General features: G+C 71.4%; 24 protein-coding genes and 1 riboswitch. Of the genes, 14 read left to right on the top strand and 10 right to left on the bottom strand.

Going from position 1 to position 26,618, the window contains the following annotated elements:
* Positions 1-64: 64 nt before the first annotated feature.
* Positions 65-1,039 (bottom strand): DnaJ C-terminal domain-containing protein, encoded by a 975-nt coding sequence (locus ACESMR_RS07030; protein WP_373046264.1) that lies wholly within the window; start codon positions 1,037-1,039, stop codon positions 65-67.
* A 173-nt stretch (positions 1,040-1,212) separates the two neighbouring features.
* On the opposite strand from ACESMR_RS07030, the gene ACESMR_RS07025 reads away from it, so the two are divergent.
* Together ACESMR_RS07025 and rimI are read left to right on the top strand one after the other, a co-directional pair.
* Positions 1,213-1,971 carry a hypothetical protein gene (locus ACESMR_RS07025; RefSeq protein ID WP_373046263.1) on the top strand — a complete coding sequence of 253 codons (759 nt, stop codon included), beginning with the start codon at positions 1,213-1,215 and terminating at the stop codon, positions 1,969-1,971.
* Between the two features lie 53 nt (positions 1,972-2,024).
* On the top strand, positions 2,025-2,459 hold the full coding sequence (gene rimI, locus ACESMR_RS07020) for a ribosomal protein S18-alanine N-acetyltransferase (protein WP_373046419.1): 435 nt from the start codon (positions 2,025-2,027) through the stop codon (positions 2,457-2,459).
* A gap of 22 nt (positions 2,460-2,481) precedes the next feature.
* Here the strand turns inward: rimI and ACESMR_RS07015 are convergent, their stop codons facing one another.
* The gene (locus tag ACESMR_RS07015) at positions 2,482-5,397 is read right to left on the bottom strand and encodes a PAS domain S-box protein (RefSeq protein WP_373046261.1); all 2,916 of its coding nucleotides are present in this window, start codon (positions 5,395-5,397) and stop codon (positions 2,482-2,484) included.
* 96 nt (positions 5,398-5,493) lie between these two features.
* Positions 5,494-6,609, bottom strand: coding sequence for a quinone-dependent dihydroorotate dehydrogenase (locus ACESMR_RS07010; RefSeq protein ID WP_373046259.1), 1,116 nt, complete (start codon positions 6,607-6,609; stop codon positions 5,494-5,496).
* Between the two features lie 177 nt (positions 6,610-6,786).
* Between ACESMR_RS07010 and ACESMR_RS07005 the strand changes: the two genes are divergently transcribed.
* The 9 genes from ACESMR_RS07005 (at position 6,787) to ACESMR_RS06965 (ending at position 13,094) form a co-directional block, all read left to right on the top strand.
* Entirely contained in the window at positions 6,787-7,203 is a 417-nt protein-coding gene (locus ACESMR_RS07005) for an MbeD/MobD family mobilization/exclusion protein (protein ID WP_373046257.1), read from the top strand.
* A gap of 129 nt (positions 7,204-7,332) precedes the next feature.
* On the top strand, positions 7,333-7,998 hold the full coding sequence (locus ACESMR_RS07000) for a transglycosylase SLT domain-containing protein (RefSeq protein WP_373046255.1): 666 nt from the start codon (positions 7,333-7,335) through the stop codon (positions 7,996-7,998).
* 103 nt (positions 7,999-8,101) lie between these two features.
* Positions 8,102-8,749 (top strand): radical SAM protein, encoded by a 648-nt coding sequence (locus ACESMR_RS06995; protein WP_373046253.1) that lies wholly within the window; start codon positions 8,102-8,104, stop codon positions 8,747-8,749.
* Between the two features lie 84 nt (positions 8,750-8,833).
* On the top strand, positions 8,834-9,358 hold the full coding sequence (locus ACESMR_RS06990) for a hypothetical protein (RefSeq protein ID WP_373046251.1): 525 nt from the start codon (positions 8,834-8,836) through the stop codon (positions 9,356-9,358).
* A 5-nt stretch (positions 9,359-9,363) separates the two neighbouring features.
* The gene (gene tgl, locus ACESMR_RS06985; protein ID WP_373046249.1) at positions 9,364-10,119 is read left to right on the top strand and encodes a social motility TPR repeat lipoprotein Tgl; all 756 of its coding nucleotides are present in this window, start codon (positions 9,364-9,366) and stop codon (positions 10,117-10,119) included.
* The gene (locus ACESMR_RS06980) at positions 10,119-10,487 is read left to right on the top strand and encodes a helix-turn-helix domain-containing protein (protein WP_373046247.1); all 369 of its coding nucleotides are present in this window, start codon (positions 10,119-10,121) and stop codon (positions 10,485-10,487) included. Before tgl ends, ACESMR_RS06980 begins: the two co-directional genes overlap by 1 nt.
* Before the next feature lie 7 nt (positions 10,488-10,494).
* A complete protein-coding gene (gene recO / locus ACESMR_RS06975; protein ID WP_373046245.1) occupies positions 10,495-11,259 on the top strand; it encodes a DNA repair protein RecO in 765 nt (254 codons plus the stop codon).
* A gap of 11 nt (positions 11,260-11,270) precedes the next feature.
* Complete coding sequence (locus tag ACESMR_RS06970; RefSeq protein ID WP_373046243.1) at positions 11,271-12,236, top strand: carbohydrate kinase family protein; 966 nt, start codon at positions 11,271-11,273, stop codon at positions 12,234-12,236.
* Between the two features lie 153 nt (positions 12,237-12,389).
* Complete coding sequence (locus ACESMR_RS06965; protein WP_373046241.1) at positions 12,390-13,094, top strand: hypothetical protein; 705 nt, start codon at positions 12,390-12,392, stop codon at positions 13,092-13,094.
* 4 nt (positions 13,095-13,098) lie between these two features.
* Here the strand turns inward: ACESMR_RS06965 and ACESMR_RS06960 are convergent, their stop codons facing one another.
* The 6 genes from ACESMR_RS06960 to ftsY all read right to left on the bottom strand — a co-directional run bounded on the left by ACESMR_RS06960 (position 13,099) and on the right by ftsY (position 20,327).
* On the bottom strand, positions 13,099-14,463 hold the full coding sequence (locus tag ACESMR_RS06960) for an HTTM domain-containing protein (RefSeq protein WP_373046240.1): 1,365 nt from the start codon (positions 14,461-14,463) through the stop codon (positions 13,099-13,101).
* A gap of 44 nt (positions 14,464-14,507) precedes the next feature.
* On the bottom strand, positions 14,508-15,245 hold the full coding sequence (locus ACESMR_RS06955; RefSeq protein WP_373046239.1) for an SDR family oxidoreductase: 738 nt from the start codon (positions 15,243-15,245) through the stop codon (positions 14,508-14,510).
* A 5-nt stretch (positions 15,246-15,250) separates the two neighbouring features.
* Positions 15,251-16,564: an FAD-dependent oxidoreductase gene (locus tag ACESMR_RS06950; RefSeq protein WP_373046237.1), complete on the bottom strand. Its 1,314-nt coding sequence runs from the start codon at positions 16,562-16,564 to the stop codon at positions 15,251-15,253.
* A gap of 64 nt (positions 16,565-16,628) precedes the next feature.
* Complete coding sequence (locus ACESMR_RS06945) at positions 16,629-17,648, bottom strand: decaprenyl-phosphate phosphoribosyltransferase (protein WP_373046236.1); 1,020 nt, start codon at positions 17,646-17,648, stop codon at positions 16,629-16,631.
* A 246-nt stretch (positions 17,649-17,894) separates the two neighbouring features.
* Complete coding sequence (locus ACESMR_RS06940) at positions 17,895-18,578, bottom strand: HAD family hydrolase (protein ID WP_373046233.1); 684 nt, start codon at positions 18,576-18,578, stop codon at positions 17,895-17,897.
* 33 nt (positions 18,579-18,611) lie between these two features.
* The gene (gene ftsY, locus ACESMR_RS06935) at positions 18,612-20,327 is read right to left on the bottom strand and encodes a signal recognition particle-docking protein FtsY (protein ID WP_373046232.1); all 1,716 of its coding nucleotides are present in this window, start codon (positions 20,325-20,327) and stop codon (positions 18,612-18,614) included.
* A 171-nt stretch (positions 20,328-20,498) separates the two neighbouring features.
* Here ftsY and ACESMR_RS06930 point away from each other — a divergent pair, with 171 nt between their 5' ends.
* The 3 genes from ACESMR_RS06930 to ACESMR_RS06920 all read left to right on the top strand — a co-directional run bounded on the left by ACESMR_RS06930 (position 20,499) and on the right by ACESMR_RS06920 (position 25,563).
* Positions 20,499-21,803 carry an FG-GAP repeat domain-containing protein gene (locus tag ACESMR_RS06930; protein ID WP_373046230.1) on the top strand — a complete coding sequence of 435 codons (1,305 nt, stop codon included), beginning with the start codon at positions 20,499-20,501 and terminating at the stop codon, positions 21,801-21,803.
* 55 nt (positions 21,804-21,858) lie between these two features.
* Positions 21,859-22,083: riboswitch (cobalamin riboswitch) on the top strand.
* A gap of 154 nt (positions 22,084-22,237) precedes the next feature.
* Positions 22,238-24,565 carry a ribonucleoside-diphosphate reductase subunit alpha gene (locus tag ACESMR_RS06925; protein WP_373046229.1) on the top strand — a complete coding sequence of 776 codons (2,328 nt, stop codon included), beginning with the start codon at positions 22,238-22,240 and terminating at the stop codon, positions 24,563-24,565.
* Entirely contained in the window at positions 24,562-25,563 is a 1,002-nt protein-coding gene (locus ACESMR_RS06920; protein ID WP_373046227.1) for a ribonucleotide-diphosphate reductase subunit beta, read from the top strand. The genes ACESMR_RS06925 and ACESMR_RS06920 overlap by 4 nt, the downstream gene beginning before the upstream one ends.
* Here ACESMR_RS06920 and ACESMR_RS06915 read toward each other — a convergent pair.
* Positions 25,560-26,594 carry an FAD-dependent oxidoreductase gene (locus ACESMR_RS06915; RefSeq protein ID WP_373046226.1) on the bottom strand — a complete coding sequence of 345 codons (1,035 nt, stop codon included), beginning with the start codon at positions 26,592-26,594 and terminating at the stop codon, positions 25,560-25,562. The two genes, ACESMR_RS06920 and ACESMR_RS06915, sit on opposite strands and share 4 nt — an antisense overlap.
* Between the last annotated feature and the right edge of the window lie 24 nt (positions 26,595-26,618).

The raw sequence follows: 26,618 nt of genomic DNA, 5'->3' as shown, positions 1-26,618 counted from the left end.
GACGGGCTTCGCGCTTTATCGCTATTGCGCCTGCCCCGCCAGCTTCAAGTTGCTACGCCGGGCACTACAGGGTGAGGTCCGCCCGCACGTCCCTGCCGTAGAGGCGATCGAGCTGGCGCGCCTCCTCCTCGGCTTCCCGGCCTGCGGGGACCACGACCCGCGCCTCCACGTAGAGATCCCCCCTCCCGCCGCCGCGGAGGTGGGGCACGCCTTTGCCCCGCAGCCGCAGCTTCCTGCCGCTCTGCGTTCCCGCCGGGATCTTGAGCTGCACGTTCCCGTCGAAGGTGGGCAGCGAAACCGTGGCGCCGCCGACCGCCTCGCCCACCGTGAGCGGGAGCGGGAGGTGGAGATCGTCGCCCTCCCTGCGTACCAGCGGGTGGGGCCGCACGTGCACCTCGAGGTAGAGGTCGCCTGGGGGGCCGCCGTACTGGCCGGGGCCGCCCTGGCCTGCGAGCCGGATCTTTCCGCCGTCGGCGAGGCCCGCCGGGATCTTCACCTTGAGCCTGCTCGGACCCGACGGCCGCTGCACCGCGATCTCCCGCTCCGCCCCACGGACCACGTCCGCCAGGTCGACGTCGATGCGGGCGCCGACGTCGTCGCCGACCTCGGGGTAGGTACCGCGGGCCCTGCGGCCGCCGGCCCCCCTGCCGCCTCCGAAGATGTCGCCGAAGATGTCCCCGAAGATGTCGCCGAAGTCGTAGCCCGCCTCGGGGCCCGCGCCGCCGAAGCCCTCGAAGCGGACGCCGCCACCGCCGGCGCCGCCGCTCCGCCACTGCCGGAAGGCCGCCGCCTTGGCAGGGTCCCAGCCGATCTTGGCGGCGTCCATGCCCAGCTCGTCGTAGAGGGGGCGCTTCTTCTCGTCCGAGAGGATCTCGAACGCCTGGTTGATCTCCTTGAACTTCTCCTCGGCGGCCTTGTCGCCGGGGTTGACGTCGGGGTGGTACTTCCGCGCGAGCCGCCGGTAGGCCTTCTTGATCTCGTCCGCCGACGCATCGCGGGCGACGCCGAGGAGCTGGTAGAGGTCCGGTTCGTTGGCCATGGTCGTCCTATCGCGCCGCGCATCCGACCACCCGGTGTGCGCAAACCGGGCGCAACGTAACCATAGGGTGGATCCGGTCAACGAAAGCCGTTGCGTTTCGTGGCCCCCGGCCACAGGGTGGCCGCCTGCCCGTTCGTTGCCGTGCTTCCTGCTACCGGCCTACCATCCGCACCGTGCGTCCTCTGCTCGCCGCCCTCCTTCTCCTCGCCGCCCCCGCAGCCGTCCGTGCGTCCGAAGCAGCGCCAGGCGGGCAGGGAGAGCTCCTCGACCAGGTGGTGGCGGTGATCACGCCGGGCGGGGGCAGGGGGATGCGCACCCTCGTCACCCGCTCCGATCTCGAGCTCGAGGCGCGGGTGCTCCTCGTCTCCCGGGGCGCTGCAGCGGCGGTGCGCGAGGCGTTGCCCGAGGACACGCTGGCCGCGGTGCTCGACTGGCTCGTCTCCGAGCACCTCCTCCTCGCGGAGGCGGAGCAGCTCGAGGTGGCGGCGGTCGATCCCGAGGCGGTGGCGAGGGAGCTCGCGGCCCTCGCGGCGAGACTCGAAGGTGGGGCGCTCGAGGATTTTCTCCTCCGCCACGAGGTGACCGAGGCGGACCTCGCCCGCATCTTCCGCAGGCGCGTGGTGGTCGACGGCTACGTAGGCTCCCGCCTCCGGCTCGGAATGAGCATCTCGGAGGCGGAAGTGCGCCGGGCCTTCGAGGCACGGCGTGCCGAATTCGACGGCAGTTCCTACGAGTGGGTGCGTCCTCGCTTGCGGGCGCAGCTGGAGCGGGAGAAGCGGGAGATGCTGGTGGCGGCGCTCGTCGCCGACCTGCGCAGCCGCGCGGAGGTGCGGGTCCTCGTGCACCTCGGCGGCGATCGCCGCGCGGCGCCGGAGTCGGGCAAGCGGCCCTGGTATCTGCCTGCAGACGCTCCGCAGGAGACGGCGGATTGAGACGACAGGTCCACCTCTTCGACGAGCACCCGACCGAGCGCGGCGCGCTGCGGATGCGCCGGATGGTGGCTGCCGACGTCGAGCCCGTGATGGAGGTCGAGCGACGGGCGTTCAAGAACCCGTGGTCGGAGGACCTCTTCCGCCGGGAGCTCACCCACGACTGGTCGACGATCCTGCTCGCGCTCGAGCCCGGAACGGAGCGGGTGCTCGGCTTCGTGATCTTCTGGGTGGTCCACGACGAGATCCACATCCTCAACGTCGCGGTGGATCCGCCGGCCCGGCGGCGCGGCGTGGCCCGGGCGCTCCTCGAGGAGCTGCTGCAGCGGGGCAGGCGGCAGAAGCTCGCCCTGGCCACCCTCGAGGTCCGCAAAAGCAACACCGGCGCCATCGCCCTCTACGAGGGGCTGGGCTTCCGGGCGGTCGGCGTGCGCAAGGGCTACTACGTCGACGAGGGGGAGGATGCCATCGTGATGGTGCTCGACCTCTGACGAGCGGTGCCCGGCACGCGCCCTACGCTTGCCCGCCGTCTCCGAGCGGCAGCTCGACGTGGAAGGCAGCGCCCCTGCCCACGCCCTCGCTCTCCACCCAGATCCTGCCGCCGTGGGCCTCGACGATCTCGCGGGCGATGAAGAGGCCGATCCCCAGGCCACCTGCAGGTGCGCTCGTGTCCCCACGCTCGAATCGCTCGAAGATCAGCTGGCGGTTCTCCGCGGAGACACCGACGCCGCGGTCGCGGACGACGAGGTGGGCCAGCTCCCCGCGGCGTTCGAGCCGGAGGTCGACCGGGCGGCGCTCCCCATAGCGCTGCGCGTTGGTGAGGAGGTTGTTGAGCACCTGCTCCACCCGAAGGCGATCCCAGCAGCCCTCGATCGGCTCGAGCGCGGTGATCTCAACCGGCGTGCCGGCCGATTCGAGCCCGGGCTGCATCCGCTCCACCACCTCGCGCACCAGCCGGTCGAGGGCGAGCGGCGCCCGCTCCATGCTGAGCCTGCCGGTGCGGACCCGCGCGATGTCGAGCATGTCGTCGATGAGTCGGGTGAGGCGATCGGCCTGCCGGTCGGTCTCCTCCGCGAGCCTCGTCACCCAGGCCGGGTCGAGGGCGCGCTCCCCCTCCCGCTCGATCATCCGCTTCACCAGCTGCGCCCGGAGCTTGAGGCTCGAGATCGGCGTCTTGAGCTCGTGGCTGGCGATGGAGAGGAACTCGTCCCGGGTCTGCAGGGCGAGGGCGAGCTCCTCCCTGGCGCGCATCTCGTCGGTCACGTCGGTATTCGATCCGAACCAGCGCACGATTCGCCCCTCCGCGTTGCGCAGCGGCACCGCGCGGCCGAGGAACCAGCGCCAGCTTCCCGCGCTGCCGCGAATCGCGAAGGTGTCCTCGTAGGGCTCGCCCGACTCGATGGTCTGGCGAAGTTTCGCCTTCACGCGTTCGACGTGATCGGGATGGACGAAGCGGGGCCAGCCCCCGTGCGCGAGCAGCTCGTACGTCGCCCCGGTGAACTCGTAGGTGCGTTGGTTGAACCAGGAGATCGCGCCGCTCGCGTCCGCGATCCAGGTGAGCAGCGGCAGCGAGTTGGCCATCTGGCGGAAGAGCGCCTCGCTCTCCTGCAGCGCTGCTTCGACGCGCTTGCGCTCGCTCACGTCGAGGACCGTGCCGACGAAGCCGCGGAAGCGACCTGCCGGATCGAAGCGCGGGTTGCCCGAATCGATGGCCCAGCGGTAGAGACCGTCCCGGCGGCGGATGCGGTAGTCGAGGCTGAAGGGGACCTGCCGCTCGTGCGCGTCGCGGAAGATCCGCCGGCTCGCCTCGCGGTCCTCGGGGTGGACCTTCTCGAGCCAGCCGAGGCCCAGGTCTTCGTCGGGGCCGCTGCCGGTGTACTCGTACCACTGCTTGCTCAGGTAGGTGCAGTCGCCTGCCTCGTCGGTGATCCAGAGCATCGCCGGCGCCGTGTCGACCAGGGTGCGGAAGTGGGCCTCGCGCTCGCGGATCGCCTGCTCCGCCCGTTTGATCGCGCTGACGTCCCGGGTGATCAGCACGGCGAGGGTCTGCACGCCCGCCGCGTCGCGGACCGGCGCGCCGCTGAACGCGTAGATCCCCTCGTGCTCGAGGTCCCGCCGCCGCGCGTAGAGCTCGATCCCCGCGATCGTCTCCCCGCGGAGGATGCGGGCGAGCGGCCACTCCGCCGGGGCGAGGACGCGGCCGTCGAGGTCGCGGATCTCGAGGAGCTCCTCGAAGCGGGCGGCGTTCCGCTCCAACTCGGCGGCGGAGTCGTAGCCCGCCAGCAGCGCCTGTGCCTCGTTGACGAGGACCGGGCGCCCCTCCATGTCCACGACCAGAACCCCCTCGCTCACCGAGAGGAGGAGCGCCTCGAGCTGCGCCCGGTCCCGATCGGATCGCTCGGCCCAGGCCCGCAGGGCCTCGAGCCGCTCGCGCTCGGTGGCCCGCGTTCGCGCCGCCGCGAGGTGGGTGGCGACCTGGCTGCAGACGAGATGGAAGAAGCTCTCGTACTCCTGGTCGAAGGATCGGAGGGGGCTGATCCCGAGGACGAGGAAGGCCGTGGGCGCCGCATCGGGAGCGGGGCCGATGGGCAGGATGCAGGCGGCATCCGGCGAAGGCGTCGGCGTCTGCGCAGACGGTGGCACGATGGAGCGCAGGCCCTCGACCCGCTCGAGCCTTCCTGCAGCCAATCCGGCGAGGCGCCAGGGCCCGCCATCCGCCCGGAGGGCGAGTCGCTCGGGCCGCAGCGCCCTGGCGACGCGGCCTGCTGCAGCGGCGAGCTTCGCCTCGTCGCCGTCGCGCAGATAGAGGAGGGCGAAGGGAAGGTCGCCGCTGCCCCGCTCGAGGGCGCCGATCGCGTTGGCGGCGGCCTCCTCCTCCGTGGCGCCGCCGGACGCTGCAGCGAGTCCGCGAAGGAGCTCGAGGCGCCGGGCGCGGAGGACCTCGGCGGTGGTCTCGTGGCAGGCGCAGAAGAGGCCGGCGATGGTGCCGTCCTCCTCCAGCACCGGGCTGTAGGCGTAGCCGAACCAGGTCTCCTCGAGGTAGCCGCGCCGGAAGAGGAGCAGCGGCAGGTTGTCGCTGCCGATCGCCCGGCCCTCGACGAGGACCGCATCGGCGAGCGGCCCGATCACGTCCCAGATCCCGGCCCACTCCTCGTGCGCCCTGGCTCCCAGATGGCCGGGGTGCTTGTCGCCGATGAGCAGGGCGTACGCGTCGTTGTAGAGGATGATCCGCTCCTCTCCCCACCAGACGAACATCGGGAAGGTCGAGGGGAGGAGGAGCCCGAGCGCGTTCTTCAGGGCGCGGGGCCAGCGCTCGATTGGCCCGAGGGGCGTGTCGGCCCAATCCCGCTCGCGGATCCGCGCGGCCATCTCGCCACCAGCGGCGAGGGGGAGAAAGTCGGCGCTCGGTTCGGTCGTCGGACGGGCCATCGAATGGAATCCAACGCTGAGGTGGCCACACCGCGAGCAAATGGCCAGCGGGCAAGGATCATCGCGAGGCACGGGGCGCGTCCCCGCCGCCCCGGTTCACACGCCGAGCCGCGCCGGCGCCGACGGGGTAGCGGCGCCTTCCCGGGCGTCGAGGCCCACCGCCGCCTCGATGCCGGGCAGGCCCGCCTGCTCGAGGTGGCGCAGGAGGCCGCGCTCGATCCGGTGGGCGTAGCCCGGGCCGCCATAGATGAAGCCGGTGTAGCCCTGCACCAGGGTGGCGCCCGCCCGGATCATCCGCCAGGCGTCGTCGGCGTCGAAGATGCCGCCGACACCGATGATCGGCAGGCGGCTGCCGTGGCGAAGGTAGACCCGCGACACCAGCGCCAGCGCCCGGCCGAGCAGCGGCGCGCCGCTCATTCCGCCCGCTTCCTTCGCCACCGGCTCCCCCTCCGCCGTGGGCCTGCCGATGGTGGTATTGGCGAGGATGAGGCCGGCGAGGCCCACCTCCCGCGCGAGATCGGAGAGGGCGTCGACGTCCTCGTCGGCGAGGTCGGGGGCGAGCTTGAGGAGCACGGGCTTGCCGCCCCGCGCCTGCGCCGCCGCCACCAGGGGCACGAGGATGGAGCGGAGCGCCTCCGGCGCCTGGAGGTCGCGAAGGCCCGGGGTATTGGGTGAGGAGACGTTGACCACGAAATAGTCGCCGACGTCCGCGAGGGCGTCGAAGGCGGCGAGGTAGTCCTCCGCCGCGCGCTCCGCCGGCGTCTCCTTGTTCTTGCCGAGGTTGATCCCGAGCGGGCCCGGCCGGAAGGCGAGGAGGCGGTAGCGGGTCGAGGCTTCCGCCGCACCTGCGTTGTTGAACCCCATCCGATTGATCAGCGCCTGCTGCGCCGGGAGGCGGAACATGCGCGGCTGCGGGTTGCCGGGCTGCGGTCGCGGGGTGATCGTTCCCACCTCCACCGAGCCGAAGCCCAGGGCAAAGAGGCCGGCTGCCAGGCCCTCGCCCTTGTCGAAGCCCGCTGCGAGACCGAGCGGCGAGGGAAAGCGCAGGCCGAAGGCCCGGACCGCGAGGCGCTCGTCCTCCACCGCGAGGCGGCGCCGCAGAAGCGCGGCGAGGCCGGCGTGCTTTCCCAGGAAGCGGATCAGGCGCGAGACGAAGCGGTGGATCCGCTCGGGCTCGAAGAGGAAGAGGAAGGCGCGCAGCAGGCCGTACACGGTGGGCTCCGGGGTTTTGCGGGCGGGCGCGATCTACTTCATCCATCGGTCGCTGAACAGATCGCCGCGCTCCGGAGATCCCCTGATGGGCTGGCGGATTGACAGGGCGACGCGACGCGTTATAGACCGTGGGTGGAATTCGCAACGCGCTGCGTCATGCAGCAGGGGGACAGGCCGATGGAGACCCGGAAGAATTGGCGGGAGCAGCTGGCAGCGGTGGAGCAGCGGCTGCAGCAGTACGAGAACGAGGCACAGAAGCGCATCCGCGAGCTGGCGGATCGGGGCTCGGCCTCGCGCAAGGAGCTCGAGGAGCTGGTGGCGAAGGTGAAGAGCGGTGAGCTCCTCTCCCACGCGGCGGAGCTGCGCAGCCGCGCCGAGCAGACCGGCACCGAGGTGCTCAAGCGCCTCGAGGGGCTGCCGGAGAAGGCCTTCGAGCGGATGGGCGTCGCCACCAGGCCGCAGATCGCGGAGCTCGGGCAGCAGGTGAACCGCCTCTCCCGCAGGCTGGAAAAGCTCTCGAAGCAGGCGCGCCGCTGGAGCGCCGCACAGCAGGCGCGCCCCGAAAAGGGCGGCGCAGAGAAGCCCACCGCCTGATCGGGTGGGATAACCGCCTACTTTTCGCCCCTTGCCGCCGTGCGGGGCCGCCGCTATCTATCGCCGCTCGCCTGCCCGGCTGGTTCGCTCGGGCAGGTCGTGGACGCCGCGACGGCGGCAGGAGGGTGGATGAAGGTACGCGCGCGCTGGCCGCTCCGGGCGATCGGCCTGCTGGCATTCGGGACCGCCGCGGCGATGCCCTGGAGCATCACGCCGAGCCCGAAGCCGGTGGTCCCGCACGTGGCGGTCGACCCCGAGATCGAACGGGTGGCGCGGTACCTGGAGTGGCGGGCGCCGGTGAGCATCGATCCGCTGCTCCGCCGGCAGGTCGCCACCGCCGTGGTCGAGGAGGCGCGCCGCGCCGGCTTCGATTCGCTCTTCATCCTCGCGGTGATGGAGGTCGAGAGCGACTTCCTTCCCGACGCCGTCTCCAACGCCAACGCCCGCGGGCTGCTCCAGCTCCGGGCGGTGACGCTCAAGGAGATCGCCCGCCACGAGGAGCTGCCGGAGAAGGCGGCCTTCGAGCCGGAGTCGGTGGCGAACCTGCGCTTCGGCATTCGTTACCTCGCGATGATGGAGCGGCGCTTTCGCACCAGGGAGCGCGCGCTCGCCGCGTGGAATGCAGGGCCTGGCGCGGTGGAGAAGGCCCTCTCCGAGACGGGCGAGGTGCCGGAGCGCTGGCTCGCCTTCGCCCGCAAGGTGAACCGGGAGCACCGCCGGCTCCGCACCCGGCTCGGCACCGAGGCACCGACCACGATGGCGCAGGCCCCGCGGGCTGCGATTCGGGCGGAGTAGCCCCGCGCCGTGTCCGTCGACGCCGTGGCCGCGTCGGTGGCTGGTTGACGCCGGGGCCGCGCCGGATTAGCACCGCTCCCCCGCTCGTTACCGGAAGCACACCATGGCGATGGCAGTCACCGAGATCTTCTTCTCCATCCAGGGAGAATCCACCCGTGCCGGGCGCCCGTGCGTCTTCGTGCGCTTCACCGGCTGCGATCTCCGCTGCGGCTATTGCGACACCGCCTACGCCTTCCACAACGGCACCAAGCGGAGCCGCGAGGAGATCCTCGCCGAGGTGGCCGGCCATCCCACCCGCTACGTGACCCTCACCGGCGGCGAGCCGCTCCTGCAGAAGGAGCTGCCGCAGCTGGCGCAGGAGCTCGTCGATCGGGGCTACGAGGTCGCGATCGAGACCCACGGCCAGGCCCGGTGGGATCGGTTGCCTCCGCAGGTGATCAAGATCGTCGACGTGAAGACCCCCGACTCCGGCGAGGGCGCCACCGAGGAGCACCTCGGCTGGCTGCGCACCCTGGGGCCGCGGGACGAGCTCAAATTCGTGATCGGCTCCGAGGCCGACTTCCGCTGGTCGGTGGAGTTGGTGCGGCGCCTCGAGCTCGAGGGCAGGCACGCGGCGCTGCTCTTCTCGCCGGTCCACGGCAAGGTGGAGCCGAAGGATCTGGCGGCCTGGATCCTCGAGACCGGGATCGAGGCGCGGCTGCAGCTGCAGCTCCACAAGCTGATCTGGGGCGCGGAGACGCGGGGCGTCTGATCGCCCCTGGCTGCCCACAGGGCCAAGTGCTTGACGGATCGCCCGTTTTCCGTTGCTGTAGGGCCGCACACGCGGGGAGCGGCCGTGTTCCATTTCGATCCGACCATCCAGGAGCTTCCGGTCAACCGGGAGTCGATCGCCTACCTCGCCGAGTCGAGCAACCAGCCCCACGTGGCGGTGCCGGGGCGGCAGGCACAGTCGTCGCAAGCCTTCGTGGTCGCGCTGCGCACGAGCAGCGAGACCGTCTCCATCTACGTCTCCCTCTGGCTCGTGCTCGCCAGGGAGCCGGCGGTCTGGGTCTACGAGAAGCAGAACCTGCCCCTCTCCGTGCTCCACGAGGCGGTGGAGGAGGCGTGGCATTTCTGCGAATCGATGGGCTTCATGATGGACGTGGTGCCCGCGGATCTGGGCCACGTCGAGCTGGCGCGCATCCTCTCGCGCCTGCAGCGCGGCGGCGAGACCGAGGCCGACGAGGCCCAGCCCGTTCGTCCGGCGGAGGCGCCCGGCGCCTTCGGAACGCCGGGCCCCGCCGGGGGCTCCCTCACCCCGACCTTCACCCCGTCGCCCGGGCAGCTCGCTCGCCTCGGTCGCCTGCTCGCAAGCTTCTAGGGAACATGCGCAAGCTTCTCGTCCTCGTCCTCGTCCTCGTCTTCGTCCTTGCCGCGTGTGGCGGCGTCTCGCAGAAGGATCGCGAGCTGGGAGAGGTGCACCAGCGCCTCGCGCAGCAATCGCTGGCGTCGGGTGACACCCGCGCGGCGCTGGCGGAGATCGAGAAATCGGTCGAGAAGGACCCGGAGAATCCCGAGGCGCGCAACCTCTACGGCCTGCTGCTCCACCTCTATTTCCAGCGGCTCGACGCAGCGGTGGTGCAGTACCGCAAGGCGATCGAGCTGAAGCCCGGCTACAGCGAGGCGAAGGTGAACCTCGGCGCGGCGCTCACCGCGCAGGGACGCTGCGACGAGGCGATCCCGCTGCTCGACGAGGCCCGCGGCGATCTCCTCTACCGGGAGCCCTACCTCGCCGAGAACAACCTCGGCTGGTGCAAATACAAGAAGGGTGACGTGGAGGGGGCGCTCATGCACCTGCGCGCCGCCGTCTCCAACAACCCGGGTTTCTGCCTCGGCTACCGCAACCTCGCCGAGATCGCCCAGAGCCAGGGCGAGCTCGACGATGCGATGCGGCTCCTCGAGCGCTACGGCAAGACCTGCCCGAAGGAGCCGGACGCCGACTACCGCCTCGGCCTCGTGCTCCTCGAGCAGGGGAAGGACGAGGCAGCGCGGCGTTCCTTCCTCGCCTGCGTAGAGAAGGCGAAGGACGAGGAGCTCGGCGACGAATGCACCCGGCAGGCCGCGATGATCCCGGAGGGCTGATGGAGAGCTTCGGCCGCTACCTGGCGCAGCAGCGAGAGCTTCGCGGGCTCGAGCTCGTGGACGTGGCGCGGGAGACGAAGCTCTCCCCCGCGGCGATCCAGGCCCTCGAGGGCGAGCGCTTCGACGAATTGCCGGCGCGGGTCTTCGTGGTGGGCTACCTGCGGGCCTACGCGCGGGCGGTGGGGCTGGGGCCGGACGAGCTCGTCGCCCGCTACGACGAATGGCGCCGGGCGATGGGGCTGCCCGAATCCTCCGAGCCCGCAGCCAAGCCGGCGATGGTCGTTCCGCCGGCGCCCTCGCCGTGGCCCTGGATGGCGGGGCTGGCCGCGCCTTTTCTCGCGGCGCTCGCCTGGTGGTTGCTGGCTTGAGGTCCACGTGGCTGGCGTGAGGCCCGGGGATTTCTCCGGCGAAGCAATCGTTCTCTCCTGCCTCGACTACGGCGACTCCGATCGCGTGGTCACCCTCCTCACCAGGGAGCGGGGCAAGCTCGGCGCCTTCGCCGCCGGCGCACGCAAATCGAAGCGGCGCTTCGCCGGGGCCCTCGAGCCCTTCACCGTCCTGCGGGTCGAGCTGGCGGAGCGGCGGGGCGATCTCCTCTTCTTCTCCTCCTGCATGGTGGAGGAGGCCCACGCCGGCCTGCGCTTCGACCTCGCCCGCCTCGGCCACGCGGGACACGCGGCGGAGCTGTGCAGGGAGCTCTGCAAGGAGCGGGTCGCCCACGAGGAGCTCTACGACGCGCTCCGCGCCTACCTCGGGCAGCTCGCGGTCCGCGAGGCGGATCCCGCTGCGCTCCTCGCCTTCGAGCTCGCGGCCCTCGAGCACGTGGGGCTCTCGCCCCGCCTCTCCGATTGCACGATCTGCGGCGGGCCGGTGGAGGGAACGATCCTCTTCGATCCGCCCCACGGCGGCGCGGTCTGCGGCAGCTGCACGTCGATGGCCTTCGCCGGCGCGGTGCGGGTGGAGGCGCCGGTGCGGGAGGCGATGGAGGCGCTGCAGCAGGCGCCGCCCTTCGCCGCCTCGATCGCCGAGCCGCAGCTGCGGGCCCGGGTGCGCAACCTGGTGCGCCGCTTCACCCACCAGGTGCTGGGACGCAATCCGCGATCCCTCGACTTCCTCGCGCAGGTGGGGATCGAGGGGTAGGGGGCAGCGGGATGGACGATCGCCGCTTCGATCTGCTCTGCGTCGGCGAGGCCCTCGTCGACTTCCTGCCGCAGGAGCGGGGCAGGATGCGGGACGTGCGCCACTTCGCCGTGACCAGCGGCGGCGCGCCGGCCAACGTCGCCATCGGCGCCGCGCGGCTCGGCGCCAGCGTCGCCTTCAGCGGCGTGGTCGGCGCCGACGAATTCGGCCACTTCCTCGAAGATTCGCTCGAAGGCGAGGGGATCGACTGCGGCGGCCTGCGCAAGAGCGCTGCGGGCAAAACCGGCCTCTCCTTCATCGCCCTCGACGAGCGGGGCGAGCGGCGCTTCGACTTCTACGGCGCGCCCTCCGCCGACATGCTCCTCGATCTGCAGGACGTCGATCCCGCGCGGATCGCCGCCAGCCGAATCGTCCACGCCGGCAGCAACACGCTCCTGCTCGAGCCCGGCGTGGAGGCGACCCGGCGCTTCCTCGCGCTGGGGCGGGAGAGCGGCGCGGTGATCTCCCTCGATCCCAACCTGCGGCTCCACCGCTGGCGCGAGCCCGACCGGCTCCGGCTGCTGCTCGACGAGCTCTGCGCCGGCGCGGACGTGGTGAAGATCGCCGCCGAGGAGGCGGCCTTCGTCACCGGCGCCGAGGCGCCCGGCGAGGCGGCGAGGGAGCTGGTGCGCCGGGGTGTGGGGCTGGCGGTGGTGACCCGCGGCGCCGCTGGGGCGGTCTGGGCCCGTGCCGGCGACGAGGGGGCGGTGGCGGCGCCGCAGGTGGCGCTCGTCGACGCCACCGGCGCAGGCGACGGCTTCATGGCGGCGCTGCTGGTGCGGATCGCAGAGGAGCTGCGGGGCGGGGTCCGTCCCGAGGGGATCCCGGTGGAGCGGCTGCGTGCCCACCTCGGCTTCGCCGCCCGGGTCGGGGCGGCGGTGGTGCAGCATCTGGGCGCGGTGGCGGGGCTGCCGCGTGCCGGGGCGCCGCTGCCGTGAGCGCCCGGACACGTCGGGTGATGGCACGCTGCGACGTGCAGCAAGGCCTGCCGCTGTGGTAAGGACGGGCACCGATCGAATTTCGAGCGAAGGGATTCCCGCCGCGCGGCGATGGATCCCGCGGCGCCTTCGCGCCGCTGCCCTGGAGGAACGATGTCGCGCCGTGCGCTGCTGGGTCTCGTGATGGTGGCTGCTGCCTGTGGTGGCGGCGAGGACGATGCTGCCGGCGCTGGCGGCAGCGGCGGGGGCGGGGGCGACGGAATCAACGACCAGCCGCCCGCGTGCATCCAGATGCCCAAATGCGCCTACGGCCTCGAGCACCACATCGACGCGATCTGCGTCGAGGACGAATGCATCGACGTCGGCGCCAGGGGGCCGGACGATCAGGTCCAGCGCGCGAGCTTCTACATCTTCAGCCGCTATCCGAAGGAGGTCACCGGCTACCGGATCGCCTCGGTGGGTGTGACCATGTTCCACCCGACGCGCCCCAACGGCGAGAGGCTCACCTGCGCCGATCTGCTCGCGCTCGAGCCCGCCAAGCGGCGCAACGCCGGCTACACCAACGTGGTGGCCTGGAACTCGCGCAACGCAGCCGACATCGGCGGCAACGACACCATCCCCGCGCCGATGAGCCGGATCCCGGTGAACGAGCCCGGCGTCGAGTACGTGCTGCTCAGCGAGCTCTGGTCCGGCCCCACCGACGCGGCGAGCCCCCACGCGAACACCGGCGCGGTGATCGCCGACGGCTGCGTCGAGGGCGTGGTGGTGGAGGAGGGCCAGTACCTCCTGCCCGACGGTAGCGTCGACGAGCGCTTCTCCACCCTGATCCAGACGAGCTGGGTCGAATCGGCGAAGTAGCCGGTCACTCCCCCGCGATCGCTGGCCGGCTGTCGCGCTCCGGCGGCGCGTCAGCGCCGAGCGGCAGGATCCAGGCGGCGGGCCGCAGATCGCGCGGCACCGCCGCGAGATCCACCGTGGGATCGACGAGGAGCTGCGGCGGCCTGCCGTTCAGGGAGGCCCGCACCTCCGCGTGGATCGCCACCGGACTGCCCCGCGCCCCCTCCTCCCGCGCAGCGAGCCAGTGGGCGAGCTGCAGGACCATGTCGGGCCGCACCGGATGGCGCTGGAGCTGCAACTCGCCGAGGAGCTCCTCCACCGGCACGCGCCAGCGCTCCCCCGTCTTTCGATCCACTGCCCAGTAGGTCGCCTCGGCCGACTTCTGGCGGAGCTTCATCCGCCACGAGAAGCGGTGCCCCTCCTCGGTCCAGTGCACGTCGCCAGGGTAGAGCCAGTGGCGCAGCGGCACGACGAGCTGCACGAGCACCCAGCCAGCGAGGGCGGCGGCGACGAGGGGGCTCGGCCTGGGGGCGGGCTGCGGGGATGGCGCCGTCCACCGCTCCGGGCGGGCGAGGCGCCAACCCGGCAGGAAGAGCAGCGCCGTGGCGGCGAGCATCATCCAGGGGAAGATGCCGATCTGGAAGATCACCGCGTTGAGCAGGTGGAAGGACGCCGTCGCGACGCAGGCGACGATCCGGGTCCTGCGCCAGAGGAGCGCGGGCACCACGAGCAGATCGAAGAGCAGCCCCGCCCAGCTGAAGAACCACGCCGTCGCCGGCAGCGCGAGGACCGGGCCGAGGATGGGGAGATCGGCCCTCCACGCGAGCCACATCGTGAGCGGCTGCGCCTCGAGGAGCCAGTCGGCGTTGAGCTTGGCGATGGCGCCGTAGACGTAGACCACGGCGAGCTGCACCTGGAGGATGCGAATGGTCCAGGCGGGCGCCGTGGTCGAGCGCAGGGCGGGGCGCAGGCGCGCGTCGACGGAGAGGGCCCGATGCGCCGGGACGAGGGCGAGGAGCAGGGCGATCAGCGCGATCAGGTAGAAGTGGTTGAGGTAGAGCGCCTGGTCGAGCAGGAAGACCCAGGTGAAGCCGAGGAAGAGCAGCGGTGCGGCGATCCGGTAGAGGAACCCCGCTGCGACGCAGGCCGCGAGGATGACCAGCGCGGCGAAGTGGAGGTAGATCCCCACGCCGGGCAGGGGATGCACCCACTCGAAACCGTAGTATTTGAAGAGGAAGGCCGGCTCGACGTAGTAGCGCGTGGCGAAACCGTGGATCAGGTAGCGGGCAGCGTCGATGCCCACCAGGTAGCCGAAGGCGATGCGCAGGTAGACGAGCGGTGCGATCGGCACCGGCTCGAAGAGCCATGCGAGCCTGTTCTTTTCGCGCATGCCGCCATCCTACCGCGAAGGGCGGGGGCGCTGCGGCTCCCCGATCAGAGCTTGAGCTTCTTGAAGATCGCCTCGGGCACGGCCTTGATGATCGCCATGATGAAGCGCCAGAACCACGGCGTGTAGAGCACGTTGCCGCCCTTCGCCAGCGCGCGGTGGATGCTGCGGGCCACCACGTCCGGCTTCACGAAGAGCGGGCCCTTGGGCAGGTGGGCGGTCATCGGCGTGTCGACGAAGCCGGGCTTCACCGTGACCACGGTGATGCCGAGGGGCGCGAGGCGGTTGCGGACGCCGTCGGTGAAGGTGGTGAGCCCCGCCTTCGCTGCGCCGTAGACGTAGTTGCTCTGCCTGCCGCGATCGCCGGCCACCGAGGAGATCACCGCGACGGCGCCGTGCCGCTGCGCCTCGAAGCGGTTGGCGAGCAGGGTGAGCAGCGAGGCGGCGCTGAGGAAATTGGTGTGGATCTCACTGGCGGCGACCGTCCAGTCCGCCTGGCTCGCGGCCTGGTCGCCCAGGGTGCCGTGGGCGAGGAGGGCGGTGTCGAGGCCGCCGAGGGCCTCCGCAGCGCCGTCGATCAGCGCACCGTGGCGCTCGGTCTCGTTCAGGTCGGAGACCAGCGTCTCCACCTGCGGCGCGCCGCGGACCCGCAGGTCGGCGGCGATCTCCGCGAGGCGCTCGGGCCTGCGGCCGACCAGGCAGATGCGGTCGCCCTTCGAGGCGAAGAGGCGCGCGGTCTCCTCTGCGATCGCCGAGGTGGCGCCGAGGATCAGGACTCGTTTCATAGGGTTCAGAACTCGTGGGTGACGCGGCGCCAGAAGGAAGACGAGAACCGCGGATCGACGTAGGTGGCGAACTCCCGCCACCGTGGGAAGGAACGCTGGAACATCGCCGGCGGCATCCGGGCGTCCTTGGCCGGGTAGAGGGCGCCGCCCGCGTCGGCGACGAGCCGGTCGAGCTCCTCGAAGAGGCGGAAGGTGCGCTCCCCGCGGTTGGGGAAATCGAGGGCGAGGGTGATCCCCTGCCGCGGGAAGGAGAGCATCCCGGGCGAGGGCAGATCGCCGAAGGTCTTGAGGACCACCAGCGGCGAGGCCTCCGCGGAGCGGGCGATGGTGCGGATGATCTCGCGCATCGCCTCCGAGCCGGTGGGCACCACGCACTGGTACTGGAAGAAGCCCCGCTTGCCGTAGACGCGGTTCCACTTCGCCACCGCGTCGAGGGGGTAGAAGAAGGGCTCGTAGGGGAGCAGCCCCGCCTGCACCCGCCGCAGCTGCTTGTGATAGTAGGCGAAGTTGAAGGCGCGGACGGTGAGCGGGTTGATCGCCCAGCCCGGCGCGTCCAGCGGCACGGCGAGGCGGGAACCCCAGCGCAGCTTCGGCAGATCGGCGGTGACCGGCGCCGCGTGGTTGCCGCGGTTGTAGAGGCCGCGGCCGAGGTTCCTGCCGCTGGCGAGCACGTCGATCCAGGCGACGGTGTAGCGGTAGTCCGCCTCCGAGGCGGCGTTGACCTCGTAGAACTCGTCGAGGCTGCGGATCCGCACCGACTCCGCCTCGATCAGCGGGTTGCTCACCGGCCGGAGCTGGAACTCGGCCCAGGTGACGACGCCGGTGAGGCCGAGGCCGCCGATGGTGGCGCGGAAGAGCCCGGCGTTCTCCTCCGGCGAGCAGAGGTGGCGGGTGCCGTCGCTACGCAGCACCTCGAAGCAGCGCACGTGCCTGCCGAAGGTGCCGTCGGCGTGGTGGTTCTTGCCGTGGACGTCGTTGGCGATGGCGCCGCCGAGGGTGACGAATTTCGTGCCCGGCGTCACCGGGAGGAACCAGCCCCGCGGCACGGTGAGCCGCAGGATCTCCGCCAGCGACACGCCCGCCTCGCAGCGCAGGATCCCGCGCTCGTGATCGAAGTGGATCAGCCGGTCGAGGTTCGTGGTGGAGAGGAGGGTGCCGCCCTCGTTCAGGCAGCTGTCGCCGTAGGAGCGTCCGAGGCCGTAGGGCAGAAGGGGGCCTTCGGCTTCCGGAAGGGGATCGCTGCGAAAACGCAGCGAGCGGACTTCCTGCCTGCAGACTTTGGGAAAACGCCCCCACGACTCGTAGCGATCGGGATGCAAGACGCTCGGTGACTCCGTCCGTCGTGCTTTCTACCTCCGGCGGACGGATCCGGCAATTCGCCGTTCAGACCGGCGTGGGCATGCCCGAGAGCGCGGAGTAGAGGATCGCCACCACCGCGACGCCCCAGATCACCATGTTCGCCACGAAGGGCGGGTCCGTGATCAGCGCCTCGGTGGGGCTGCTCGCCCGGGCCGAGTGGCTGACCAGCTGGTTGAAACGCCAGATCCCGAAGGCCGGGAAGGGCAGGGTGAGCGCGAGGAGGTAGGTGTCGAACTTCTCGTGGGTCTCGGGGGCCACCGTGTAGAGCACGTAGCTCGCAGCGGCGAGGACGCCTGCCAGCAGGAGCGCGACGTTCACGTGGCGGAGCTGGTAGCCCTTCAGGGATTTGCGCGCCTTCGTGCCGTCGTGTCCCGACTCCACCGCCACCAGGAGCTCGTGCTTGCGCTTGCCCAGCCCGAGGAAGAGCGCGAGGGCGAAGGTGCAGACGAAGAGCCAGTTGGAGGTGGGCACGGCGATCGCCAGCGCGCCGGCGAGGACGCGGAGGACGAAGCCGGTGGCGATCACGCCGACGTCCACGTAGGCGATCCGCTTGAGGCTCACCGAATAGGCGGTGTTCATCACCAGGTAGCCGAGGATCACCGCGGCGAAGGCCAAGTCGATGGCGGTGGCCACCGCCACCGAGCCGCCGGCGAGGAAGGCCGCCATCCCCGCTGCGAGCGGGATCGGCAGGGCGCCGGAGGCGATGGGCCGGAAGCGCTTCACCGGGTGCTTGCGGTCGGCCTCCACGTCGAGGACGTCGTTGCCGAGGTAGACGGCGGAAGCCGCGGCGGAGAAGAGGAAGAACGCTGCCACCGCGGTGAGGAAGGCTTCGAGGTGGAAGAGGTTCCGGCTGAAGACGAGCGGCGCGAAGAGGAAGCCGTTCTTCACCCACTGGTGGGGGCGCATCCCCTGCACCAGGGTGCGCAGCATGTAGCCGGTCGGGGCGCGGCCAACCCCGGCGTCCGCCGGAAGCGGCGCCACCTCTGCCAAGATCTCGGGCGGCTGCTCCGCCGCCTGTTCTCGCACCTGGTTGGGAATCGCCATCCGCCCGTCCTCTCCGCTTCCTCGGGGGATGTCAACGCGGCGCCGCCCCTCGATCGTCCCCCGGCCCACCATCCTACCTCTACGTCCGGATGGATGCCTCGATCGAGTGACGAAGCCATGGCGACCCTGCGCCTTCCTGCCCCCCGGCTCAGAACATGAAGCCGACGCCGCCGTTGGCCAACCACTCGTCCGCCCCCTTGTTGCGGTGAGGTGATTGGCCGGGCCGTATGGGAGCACCGCTCGGCGTCAGTGGCCGAGCACCGCCTCGAGCGCGCCCTCTTCGCCCAGGTGGCGGAAGGCCCTGGTGGCGCCGCAGGCGAGGAGCTGCGCCGGCCCGAAATGGCCGGTGCCCACGCCGATGCATTCGGCGCCGATCGCCTGGGCAGCGTGCACGTCCTTCGGCGTGTCGCCGATGATCACCACCCGGCACTCGGCGAGCGGCACCCCGAGCTGCGCCGCGCCGCGCTCGGCGCCGATCCGGATCAGGGTGGGGCGATCCTCGTGGTCGCAGCCGAAGCCGCCGAAGGGGAAGCGGTCGTGGAGCCTGGCGCGCTTCAACTTCACCGCGGCGCCGGCCTTCACGTTGCCGGTGCCCAGGCCGACCGCGAAGCCGTCCCGGCCCCGGGCGGTGTCCACCGCGCGCTCCATGCCGTGGTGCACGCGGAAGAGCGGCGCCTTCGCCATCTCGTCCTCGAGCACCTCGAGGTAGAGCGGCAGGAAGGCGTCGATCGCCGCCTCGTCCGCGTCCATGCCGATGTTGCGCAGCGCGATGCGGACGATCGCCCGGTCGGTCATGCCGTCGAAGGGGAAGCCGAAGGCGTCGCGCCTGCCGGTGTGCTTCTCGAAGGCGCGCTCGATCGCCCGCCGCGCGGAGGTGCCGGAGGTGATCAGGGTGCCGTCGATGTCGAAGAGGAGGACGGTGGGGCGCATGGTGCTTCTTTCGTTTTCGTTCTGCGGGCCGCGTCAGGCCACGCCGAAGAGGGCGTCGACGAATTCCTTCGGTTCGAACGGGCGGAGATCCGCGAGCGATTCCCCGATGCCCACGAGGCGCACCGGGATCTTGAGCTCGTCGCTGATGCCGATCACCACGCCGCCCTTCGCCGTGCCGTCGAGCTTGGTGAGGACGATGCCGGTGACGCCCAGGGCGTCGTGGAATTGCCGGGCCTGCTGGATGGCGTTCTGGCCCATGGTCGCGTCGAGGACGAGGAGGATCTCGTCCGGCGCGCCCTCGCGGGCCTTGGTCACCACCCGCTTGACCTTCTTCAGCTCCTCCATCAGCGGCGCGCGGGTGTGGAGGCGGCCTGCCGTGTCGGCGATCACCACGTCGACGCCCTCTGCCACGCCGCGCTGCACCGCCTCGAAGATCAGCCCGGCGGGATCGGCGTTCTCCGCCCCCTTGACGATCGGCACCTCGGCGCGCTCCGCCCAGACGTCGAGCTGCTCGGTGGCGGCGGCGCGGTAGGTGTCGCCGGCGGCCAGCAGCACGCTCTTGCCGCGGGCCTTGAGCTTGGCGGCGAGCTTGCCGATGGTGGTGGTCTTTCCGGCGCCGTTGACGCCCACCACCATGATCACCCAGGGCTTCTTTGCTCCGATGGGCAGGCCGAGGCCGTCCAGACCCGGCGCCGCGCCAGCTTGCGCGGTGGCGAGGATCTCCTCGATGTCGCCGCGGATGGTCTGGCGGAGCTTGTCGGGGTTGGAGAGCTCCCTGCGCTGCAGGCGCTCCTGCGCATGCTCCACCAGCTTCATCGAGGTCTTCACCCCGATGTCGGCGGTGAAGAGGATCTCCTCGAGCTCGCCGATGCTCGACTGATCCACCTCCGCCCTGCCGCCGAAGAGGCCGGCGATGCGGGCGACGAAGCCGCCCTCGCGGGTGCGGGTCAGCCCCTCGAGCAGCGTCTTGCCCCCCTCCGCCGCGATCTTCTGCCGCTGTGCCTCCAGGGCCGCGAGCCGCTCCTGCTCCTTGCGCTCGCGCTCCGCCTCGATCGCCTGGAGCCGCGCCGCTTCGGCCTCCGCCTTCTCGCGGGCCTTGCGCTCCCGCTCGGCGCGCTCCGCCTCCTTGCGGGCCTGGTACTCGGCCTTGCGGCGTTCCTCCTCCTCGATGCGGAGGCGGCGGCGCTCCTCCTCCTCCGCTGCCCGGGCGGCGCGGATCTCCTCCTCGAGGGCGCGTTCGCGGGCGGCGCGCTCCTCCGGCGGCAGGGCGGCGATCTCGGCGCGGCGGCGCTCGCGCTCCTCGCGCTCGGCCTTCTTGCGGGCGTCGTATTCCGCCTTGCGGCGGGCGGCCTCCTCCTCCTTGCGGCGGGCCTCCGCCTCGCGGCCGGCGACGGCCTGCTCCCCGACCCGCTCGCGCTCGCGCGCTTCGGCGCCGGGGATCTCGAGGCGCTCGCGCTTCGGCGGCAGGGTCGGGGCCGCTTCCTCGCGCTCCTTGCGTTTCTTTTGCAGCAGCTTGAAGGCCACCGCCACGAGGAGCGCGAGGAGGATGCCGAGGATCGCCCAGCCGACGAAGTCGGGGGCGGGGGCCTGCACCGGGGCCGTGCCCTCCTCGGCGGTGGTGGGCGCCGGCGCCGCTGGGCCCGGGCCAGCCGGCGCACCTGCCGGCGTGTCCGGAGCGGGGACGTCGGGGCGCGGCGGCGCCTGCGGAGCGTCGACCTGTACGAGCGGTGCGGAAGCGGCCTCGGGCATCGGGAGCGTCCTCAAGGTAGGTCGGACCGGGCGTTATAGGAGGCGGGGCGTTGGGTGTCAAAGCCGCAGAACGTCGAGCGTTTTTGGGCTCGGGGCGGCAGTTGCCGCGCGGCGGCTTCCCCCGGCGGTGCGGTGCACGTAAAGTGGAGGTCGTCTGCACGGGGGGAGGCCATGCGCCGGCTCGTTCTTCTGTTGCCGCTGCTCGGTGGCGGCTGCGATCTGATCGGCTTCGGGCCGGAGATGGAGGGCGGCTGCTTCCGCACCGACGAGGAGGGCGTGCGGCGGGAGGTCTCGTGCTCGAGCCTATATGAGGACGAGGAGCCGATTGTTGCGCCGGATCTCGGCTACCAGGATCGGCGGATCCAGCTCACCGTGGCCGGCCAGCACCTGCGTCTCGCCGCAGGTGACGCCGACGAGGACGGGAGCGACGATCTGCTCGTCGCCGGCGACGTGCAGAAGCTCTACCGGATCGAGCGGGAGATGCTCACCGGCCTGCCCCTCGAGAGCGGGGAGGGCTGGAGCATCGACGGCTGGCTTGCGCCGCAGGTCGGCGACGTCGACGGCGACGGCCACCTCGATCTCTTCGCGAGGAAGTGGGGCGCGGAGCTCTACGGCTCGTCGGGGCTGATGCGCGGCAACGGTGCCGGTGGCTTTGCCGCGCCGGTGCCGCTCCTCGAGAAGGTGGAGGCGCTGGGGCCTGCGCCGTTCTCCGCGTTCGAGCGGCTGGAGCTGAGCGACGTCGACGGCGACGGGCGGGCCGATCTGCTCGGGCTCTACGGGAGCTGGTACTTCACCTGGGCCCGTGGTCTCGAGGGCGGGGGCTTCGCGCAGCCGGAGGCGTGGCTGGAGCCCTACGACGTGCAGGCGTTCCGGCCGAGGCAGCGTCCCACCTTCGCGTCGGGCGACCTCGACGGCGACGGCAGGCACGACGTGGTCTTCGGTGGGCACGGGGGGCTGGTGACGATCCTGGGGGCGGCGGACGGCTTCGGGGCGACGGTCACCTCGCAGCTCGGCGATCCCGGCTTCCTCCATGGCATCAGCCTGCTCGCCGACGTGGACGGCGACGGCCACCTCGACGCGGTGGTCGCGCCGATCAAGGAGGACGGCTACGGCATCCCCGAGACCTGGGTGCATCGGGGCGACGGCAGGGGCGGCTTCGAGCGGTGGCAGACGATCCACGAGCGCCGGGCGGGCTTCGGCCACGCCGCCGATTTCGACGGCGACGGGCGGGCCGATCTCTTCGCCGGCATGCACAGGAACCGGGTCGAGGCGCTGGGCTGGGACGGGACGGGGTGGAAGCTGGTCTTCGCCGCCACCGGCACCGACGACGAGTTTCTCCGCTACGTCTACGACATCGCCGTCGGCGATTTCGACGGCAACGGCTTCGTGGACGTGGCCTGGGCCACCTCCATCCCCGACGACTACGAGCGCTGCACGCTCGAGGTCGCCCTCGTCTCGCGGGACGAGGGGCCTTAGAGCGCCGGCCGATCGGTGAGCGAAGCTCCGTTGACAAGGCGACGCCTCGCCCCCTAGCTTGGCCCCCGTCGTCGGTGCCGAAGGCCGAGCAAGGGCCGGAGGCTTCGAAAGGGAACCCGGTGGAAAACCGGGACTGCCCCCGCAGCGGTGAGTGGGAACGAACGTCGCCATCGAGCACTGGCCTCTTTTCGAGGCTGGGAAGCGGCGACCAGTAGGAGTGGCTCTTTTCGGAGCCGCACGCCCACGAGTCCGAAGACCTGCCGGCGATGCGCCCGCGCGTGACGCGCGTGCGCTGACCTGGGCCTCGTGGGGAGGCCGGCAGGCCGGCAGCGCGTGCTCTCCCACGCCTCGTTTCCGTCCCGCTGCGCCCTTTTCCTGCAAGGCCCGTTTCCCGGCGACCGACGGGGTCGCCTTTCGGGTGCAGCATGCAGGCGATGACGGATGGAGCCCCCGCGGTGACGATGCGGGTGCGCAAGCGGGACGGAAGCCTCGAGCCGGTGGAGCTCGAGAAGATCGTGCGGCGGGTGCGGCGCTGCAGCGACGGGCTGGAACACGTCGATCCGCTGCGGGTGGCCACGCGCACCGTGAGCGGCCTCTACGACGGCGCCACCACCCGCGAGCTCGACCAGCTCTCGATCCAGACCGCGGCGGCGCTCACCGCCGAGGAGCCTGGGTACGCGCGCCTCGCTGCGCGGCTCCTCTCCGTCTTCGTCGAGGAGGAGGTCCGGGGGCAGGGGATCGAGAGCTTCTCCGCGTCGATCGCCCATGGCCACGAGCTCGGGCTCGTGGCGCCGCGCCTCGCCCGCCTGGTGGCGGCGCACGCGGAAGCGCTCGACGCGGCGATCGATCCGGCGCGGGATCGCCACTTCGAATATTTCGGCCTGCGCACCCTCGCCGATCGCTACCTCCTTCGCCATCCGCACAGCCGCGCGGTGATCGAGACGCCGCAGCAATTCTTCCTCCGCGTGGCGGTGGCGGTGAGCGACAGCATCGAGGAGGCGATCCGGCTCTACGGGCTCTTCTCCCGGCTCGAATACCTGCCGAGCTCGCCCACGCTCTTCAACGCGGGGACGAGCCACGAGCAGCTCTCCTCGTGCTTTCTCCTCGATTCGCCCGACGACAGCCTCGAGGCGATCTACGCGCGCTACCGCGACATCGCTCTGCTCTCGAAGTTCTCCGGCGGCATCGGCGTCGCCTGGCACCGCGTGCGCTCCGCGGGATCGCTGATCCGCTCCACCAACGGCCACTCCAACGGCATCGTCCCCTGGCTCAAGACCCTCGACGCGTCGGTGGCGGCGGTGAACCAGGGCGGCAAGCGCAAGGGCGCCGCGTGTGTCTACCTCGAGCCCTGGCATGCAGACGTGGAGGATTTCCTCGAGCTCCGCGACAACACCGGGGACGGAGGGCGGCGGGCCCATCATCTCAACCTCGCCAACTGGATCCCCGATCTCTTCATGCGGCGGGTCGAGGCGGGTGGGCGGTGGTCGCTCTTCGATCCCGCCACCGTGCCCACGCTGCCGGACCTTTGGGGCGAGGCCTTCGACCGCGCCTACGAGGCGGCGGAGGAGGCGGGGCTCGCGGTGCGCACCGTCGATGCACGGGAGCTCTTCGGCAGGATGATGCGGACGCTGGCGCAGACCGGGAACGGCTGGATGACGTTCAAGGATCCGTGCAACGCGCGCTGCAACCAGGTGGGCGAGGGGCGGACGGTGCACCTCTCCAACCTCTGCACCGAGATCGTCGAGGTCACCGGCGGCGGGGAGGTGGCGGTCTGCAACCTGGGGTCCGTCAACCTCGGCCGGTTCGTGGCGGGGGGTGCCTTCGACTTCGCGCGGCTCGAGGAGACGGTGCAGGTGGCGGTGCGCCAGCTCGACAACGTGATCGATCGCAACCTCTATCCGGTCCCCGAGGCGGCGCGATCGAACCAGCGCTGGCGTCCGGTGGGGCTGGGGGTGATGGGGCTGCAGGACGTCTTCTTCCAGCTCGGCCTGCCCTTCGACGGGCCCGAGGCCCGGGCGCTGTCGCGGCGGATCGCCGAGTCGATCTACCTGGCGGCGCTCTCCGCCTCCTGCGATCTGGCGGCGGAGCGCGGCGCCCATCCGGCCTTCGGCGAGACCCGGGCTGCGGCGGGGCAGCTGCAATTCGATCTCTGGGGCGCGGAGGCGAGCGATCTGCGCTGGGCGGGGGTGCGCGCGCGCATCGACGAACACGGCCTGCGCAACTCGCTGCTGGTGGCGATCGCGCCCACCGCGACGATCGCCTCGATCGCCGGTTGCTACGAATGCATCGAGCCGCAGGTCTCCAACCTCTTCAAGCGGGAGACCCTCTCCGGCGAGTTCCTCGTGATCAACCGCTACCTGGTCGAGGAGCTGCGCGGGCGCGGGCTCTGGACCGAGGCGGTCCGCAACCGGATCAAGCTGGCGGAAGGATCGGTGCAGGGGATCGAGGAGATCCCCGCGGCGGTGCGCGCTGTCTACCGCACCGCCTGGGAGCTGCCGATGCGATCCCTCATCGACATGGCGGCGGAGCGCGGCCCCTTCGTCGACCAGAGCCAGTCGCTCAACCTCTTCGTCGAGAGCCCGAGCATCGGCGTGCTCTCCTCGATGTACCTCTACGCCTGGAAGCGGGGTTTGAAGACCACCTACTACCTGCGCTCGCGACCGGCGACGCGGATCGCCAAGGCGACCGTGGCGCCAGCTGCTGCGGCTTCTGCGGTGGCGTGCTCCCTCGAGAACCCCGAGAGCTGCGAGGCCTGCCAGTGAGGCTCCTCGATCCCGGCATGAAGCTCACCCTGCGGCCGATGGCCTACCCGCAATTCTACGAGATGTACAAGGCCGCCATCGCCAATACCTGGACCGTCGAGGAGGTCGACTTCGCCACCGACCTCGTCGATCTGCGCAGCAGGGTCACGCCTGGCGAGCGCCACCTGATCCACCGGCTGGTGGCCTTCTTCGCCACCGGCGATTCGATCGTCGCCAACAACCTGGTCCTGAACCTCTACCGCCACATCAACGCGCCCGAGGCGCGGATGTACCTGTCGCGCCAGGTCTACGAGGAGGCGCTGCACGTGCAGTTCTACCTCACGCTCCTCGACACCTACGTGCCCGACCAGGCCGAGCGCGCCGCTGCTTTTGCCGCTGTGGAGCAGATCACCTCGATCCGCGCCAAGGCCTCGTTCTGCATGCGCTGGATCGACTCCATCCACGGCGTGGAGCGACTCGGGAGCGCTTCCGAGCGGCGGGCGTTCCTGCGCAACCTCATCGCCTTCGCCTGCTGCGTCGAGGGGCTCTTCTTCTTCGCCGCGTTCGCCTACGTCTACTTCCTCCGCTCGCGCGGGCTCTTCCACGGCCTCGCCTCCGGTACCAACTGGGTCTTCCGCGACGAGAGCGCCCACATGGCCTTTGCGCTCTCGGTGATCGAGACCGTGCGGCGGGAGGAGCCTTCCCTCTTCGACGCGGGGCTCGAGGCCGACGTGGTGCGGATGCTCGAGGAGGCGATCGAGGCGGAGGTGCTCTTCGCCGAGGATCTGCTCGGTCTCGGCGTGGCCGGGCTCTCGGTCCGCGACGTGCGCACCTACCTCGAATACGTCGCCGATCAGCGGCTGCTCCTGCTCGGGATGCAGCCGCGGTGGGGGAGCCGCAATCCCTTCCCCTTCATGGAGCTGCAGGACGTGCAGGAGCTCACCAACTTCTTCGAGCGGCGGGTCTCCGCCTACCAGGTGGGGGTGAGCGGCGAGGTGGTCTTTGACGCGGCGTTCTAGGGAGCGGGGCCGGTGGCGGGGGACGCCAGCCGCTCGAAGATCGAACGCGCCAGCCCCGGGCCGGCGTCGTTCTCCGCCCTGCCCGAGAAGAAGGGCAGGGTGCGGAGGAAGGCCCGGTGGCGCACCGCCACCGCCTCGAGCCCCAGCGCCGCGGCGGGGGCGGGGAGGGGGAGCTGCATGCCGCCGGCTGTGACCCAGCCGGTGGCGCCGGCGGCGCCGAGATCGATCACCTGGCCGAGCATTTCCACCTGCGGTAGCTGCACGTTCACGCCGTGGAGGCGGGCGACTTCCGCCGCGGCGCGCTGGCCCTGGAGCCTTGCGATCTGCGCGCAGCGGAGGCGGTTGAAGGGGTCGGCGTCGCCGACCCGCAGCGCCCCCTCGCCGGGGATGGCGCAGGGATCGGCGCCCGTCGCTGCCACCGCGACGACGTTCGGGGGCGGCGGCTCGTCCAGGCCGAGGCGCACCTCGACGTGGAGCTTCTCGAGCGCCGCCTCGACCGCGGTGCGGACCGACGCAGGCAGGTTGGGGAGCAGGAGCGAGCCGCGGTCGCGGAGCTCGACCTGGTTCTTTCCGCGGAAACGGGTGGCGATGGCGCAGGCGACCTCGATGCCGGTGAGGCCGCCGCCGAGGACCACCACGCGGGTCTCGTCGCGCAGCTGGCGGCGGATGCGGCGGATGCCCGCGAGATCCCAGGCGGAGATGGCGGGTGTGGGCGCTTTGCGCGGCCTTGCGCCGGCGGCGACGATCACGTGGTCTGCCGGTATGCGCTCGTTCTGCGTGCGGACGAAGTGGGCGCCGACCTCCACCGCCCGCTCCCGGATCCAGCGCACCCCGGGCGGCAGGCACTCCTCGAGGCGCCACGCCACCGGCTCGCCCCGCAGGGCCCGGTGGAGCCGCGCCCGTTCGACGTGGAGCTCACCCGGCTCCACGAGGAGCAGGCGGGCGTGCGGCAGGAGCTGGAGGATCCTGCCCAGAGCAGTGAGACCGCCGTAGCCTGCTCCGACAATGGCGATCGTGGGCTGGGCTCTCATGCCTTCCTTCGTTTCCTGCTCGTG

This window comes from Vulgatibacter sp., assembly GCF_041687135.1.
GTDB lineage: Bacteria > Myxococcota > Myxococcia > Myxococcales > Vulgatibacteraceae > JAWLCN01.
Note: the sequence above shows the minus strand (reverse complement) of the source record. Positions and strands in the feature narration are given on the sequence as shown.

What these genes read in the sequence shown, in the direction of transcription:
- ACESMR_RS07030 (WP_373046264.1), bottom strand. Translation starts at nt 1,039, where the DNA reads ATGGCCAACGAACCGGACCTCTACCAGCTCCTCGGCGTCGCCCGCGAT.
- ACESMR_RS06960 (WP_373046240.1), bottom strand. Translation starts at nt 14,463, where the DNA reads ATGCGCGAAAAGAACAGGCTCGCATGGCTCTTCGAGCCGGTGCCGATC.
- ACESMR_RS06955 (WP_373046239.1), bottom strand. Translation starts at nt 15,245, where the DNA reads ATGAAACGAGTCCTGATCCTCGGCGCCACCTCGGCGATCGCAGAGGAG.
- ftsY (WP_373046232.1), bottom strand. Translation starts at nt 20,327, where the DNA reads ATGCCCGAGGCCGCTTCCGCACCGCTCGTACAGGTCGACGCTCCGCAG.
- ACESMR_RS06970 (WP_373046243.1), top strand. Translation starts at nt 11,271, where the DNA reads ATGGACGATCGCCGCTTCGATCTGCTCTGCGTCGGCGAGGCCCTCGTC.
- ACESMR_RS06965 (WP_373046241.1), top strand. Translation starts at nt 12,390, where the DNA reads ATGTCGCGCCGTGCGCTGCTGGGTCTCGTGATGGTGGCTGCTGCCTGT.
- ACESMR_RS06915 (WP_373046226.1), bottom strand. Translation starts at nt 26,594, where the DNA reads ATGAGAGCCCAGCCCACGATCGCCATTGTCGGAGCAGGCTACGGCGGT.
- ACESMR_RS07005 (WP_373046257.1), top strand. Translation starts at nt 6,787, where the DNA reads ATGGAGACCCGGAAGAATTGGCGGGAGCAGCTGGCAGCGGTGGAGCAG.
- ACESMR_RS06930 (WP_373046230.1), top strand. Translation starts at nt 20,499, where the DNA reads ATGCGCCGGCTCGTTCTTCTGTTGCCGCTGCTCGGTGGCGGCTGCGAT.
- ACESMR_RS06940 (WP_373046233.1), bottom strand. Translation starts at nt 18,578, where the DNA reads ATGCGCCCCACCGTCCTCCTCTTCGACATCGACGGCACCCTGATCACC.
- ACESMR_RS06995 (WP_373046253.1), top strand. Translation starts at nt 8,102, where the DNA reads ATGGCGATGGCAGTCACCGAGATCTTCTTCTCCATCCAGGGAGAATCC.
- ACESMR_RS07000 (WP_373046255.1), top strand. Translation starts at nt 7,333, where the DNA reads ATGAAGGTACGCGCGCGCTGGCCGCTCCGGGCGATCGGCCTGCTGGCA.
- rimI (WP_373046419.1), top strand. Translation starts at nt 2,025, where the DNA reads ATGCGCCGGATGGTGGCTGCCGACGTCGAGCCCGTGATGGAGGTCGAG.
- ACESMR_RS07015 (WP_373046261.1), bottom strand. Translation starts at nt 5,397, where the DNA reads ATGGCCCGTCCGACGACCGAACCGAGCGCCGACTTTCTCCCCCTCGCC.
- ACESMR_RS06945 (WP_373046236.1), bottom strand. Translation starts at nt 17,648, where the DNA reads ATGGCGATTCCCAACCAGGTGCGAGAACAGGCGGCGGAGCAGCCGCCC.
- tgl (WP_373046249.1), top strand. Translation starts at nt 9,364, where the DNA reads ATGCGCAAGCTTCTCGTCCTCGTCCTCGTCCTCGTCTTCGTCCTTGCC.
- ACESMR_RS06980 (WP_373046247.1), top strand. Translation starts at nt 10,119, where the DNA reads ATGGAGAGCTTCGGCCGCTACCTGGCGCAGCAGCGAGAGCTTCGCGGG.
- ACESMR_RS06925 (WP_373046229.1), top strand. Translation starts at nt 22,238, where the DNA reads ATGACGGATGGAGCCCCCGCGGTGACGATGCGGGTGCGCAAGCGGGAC.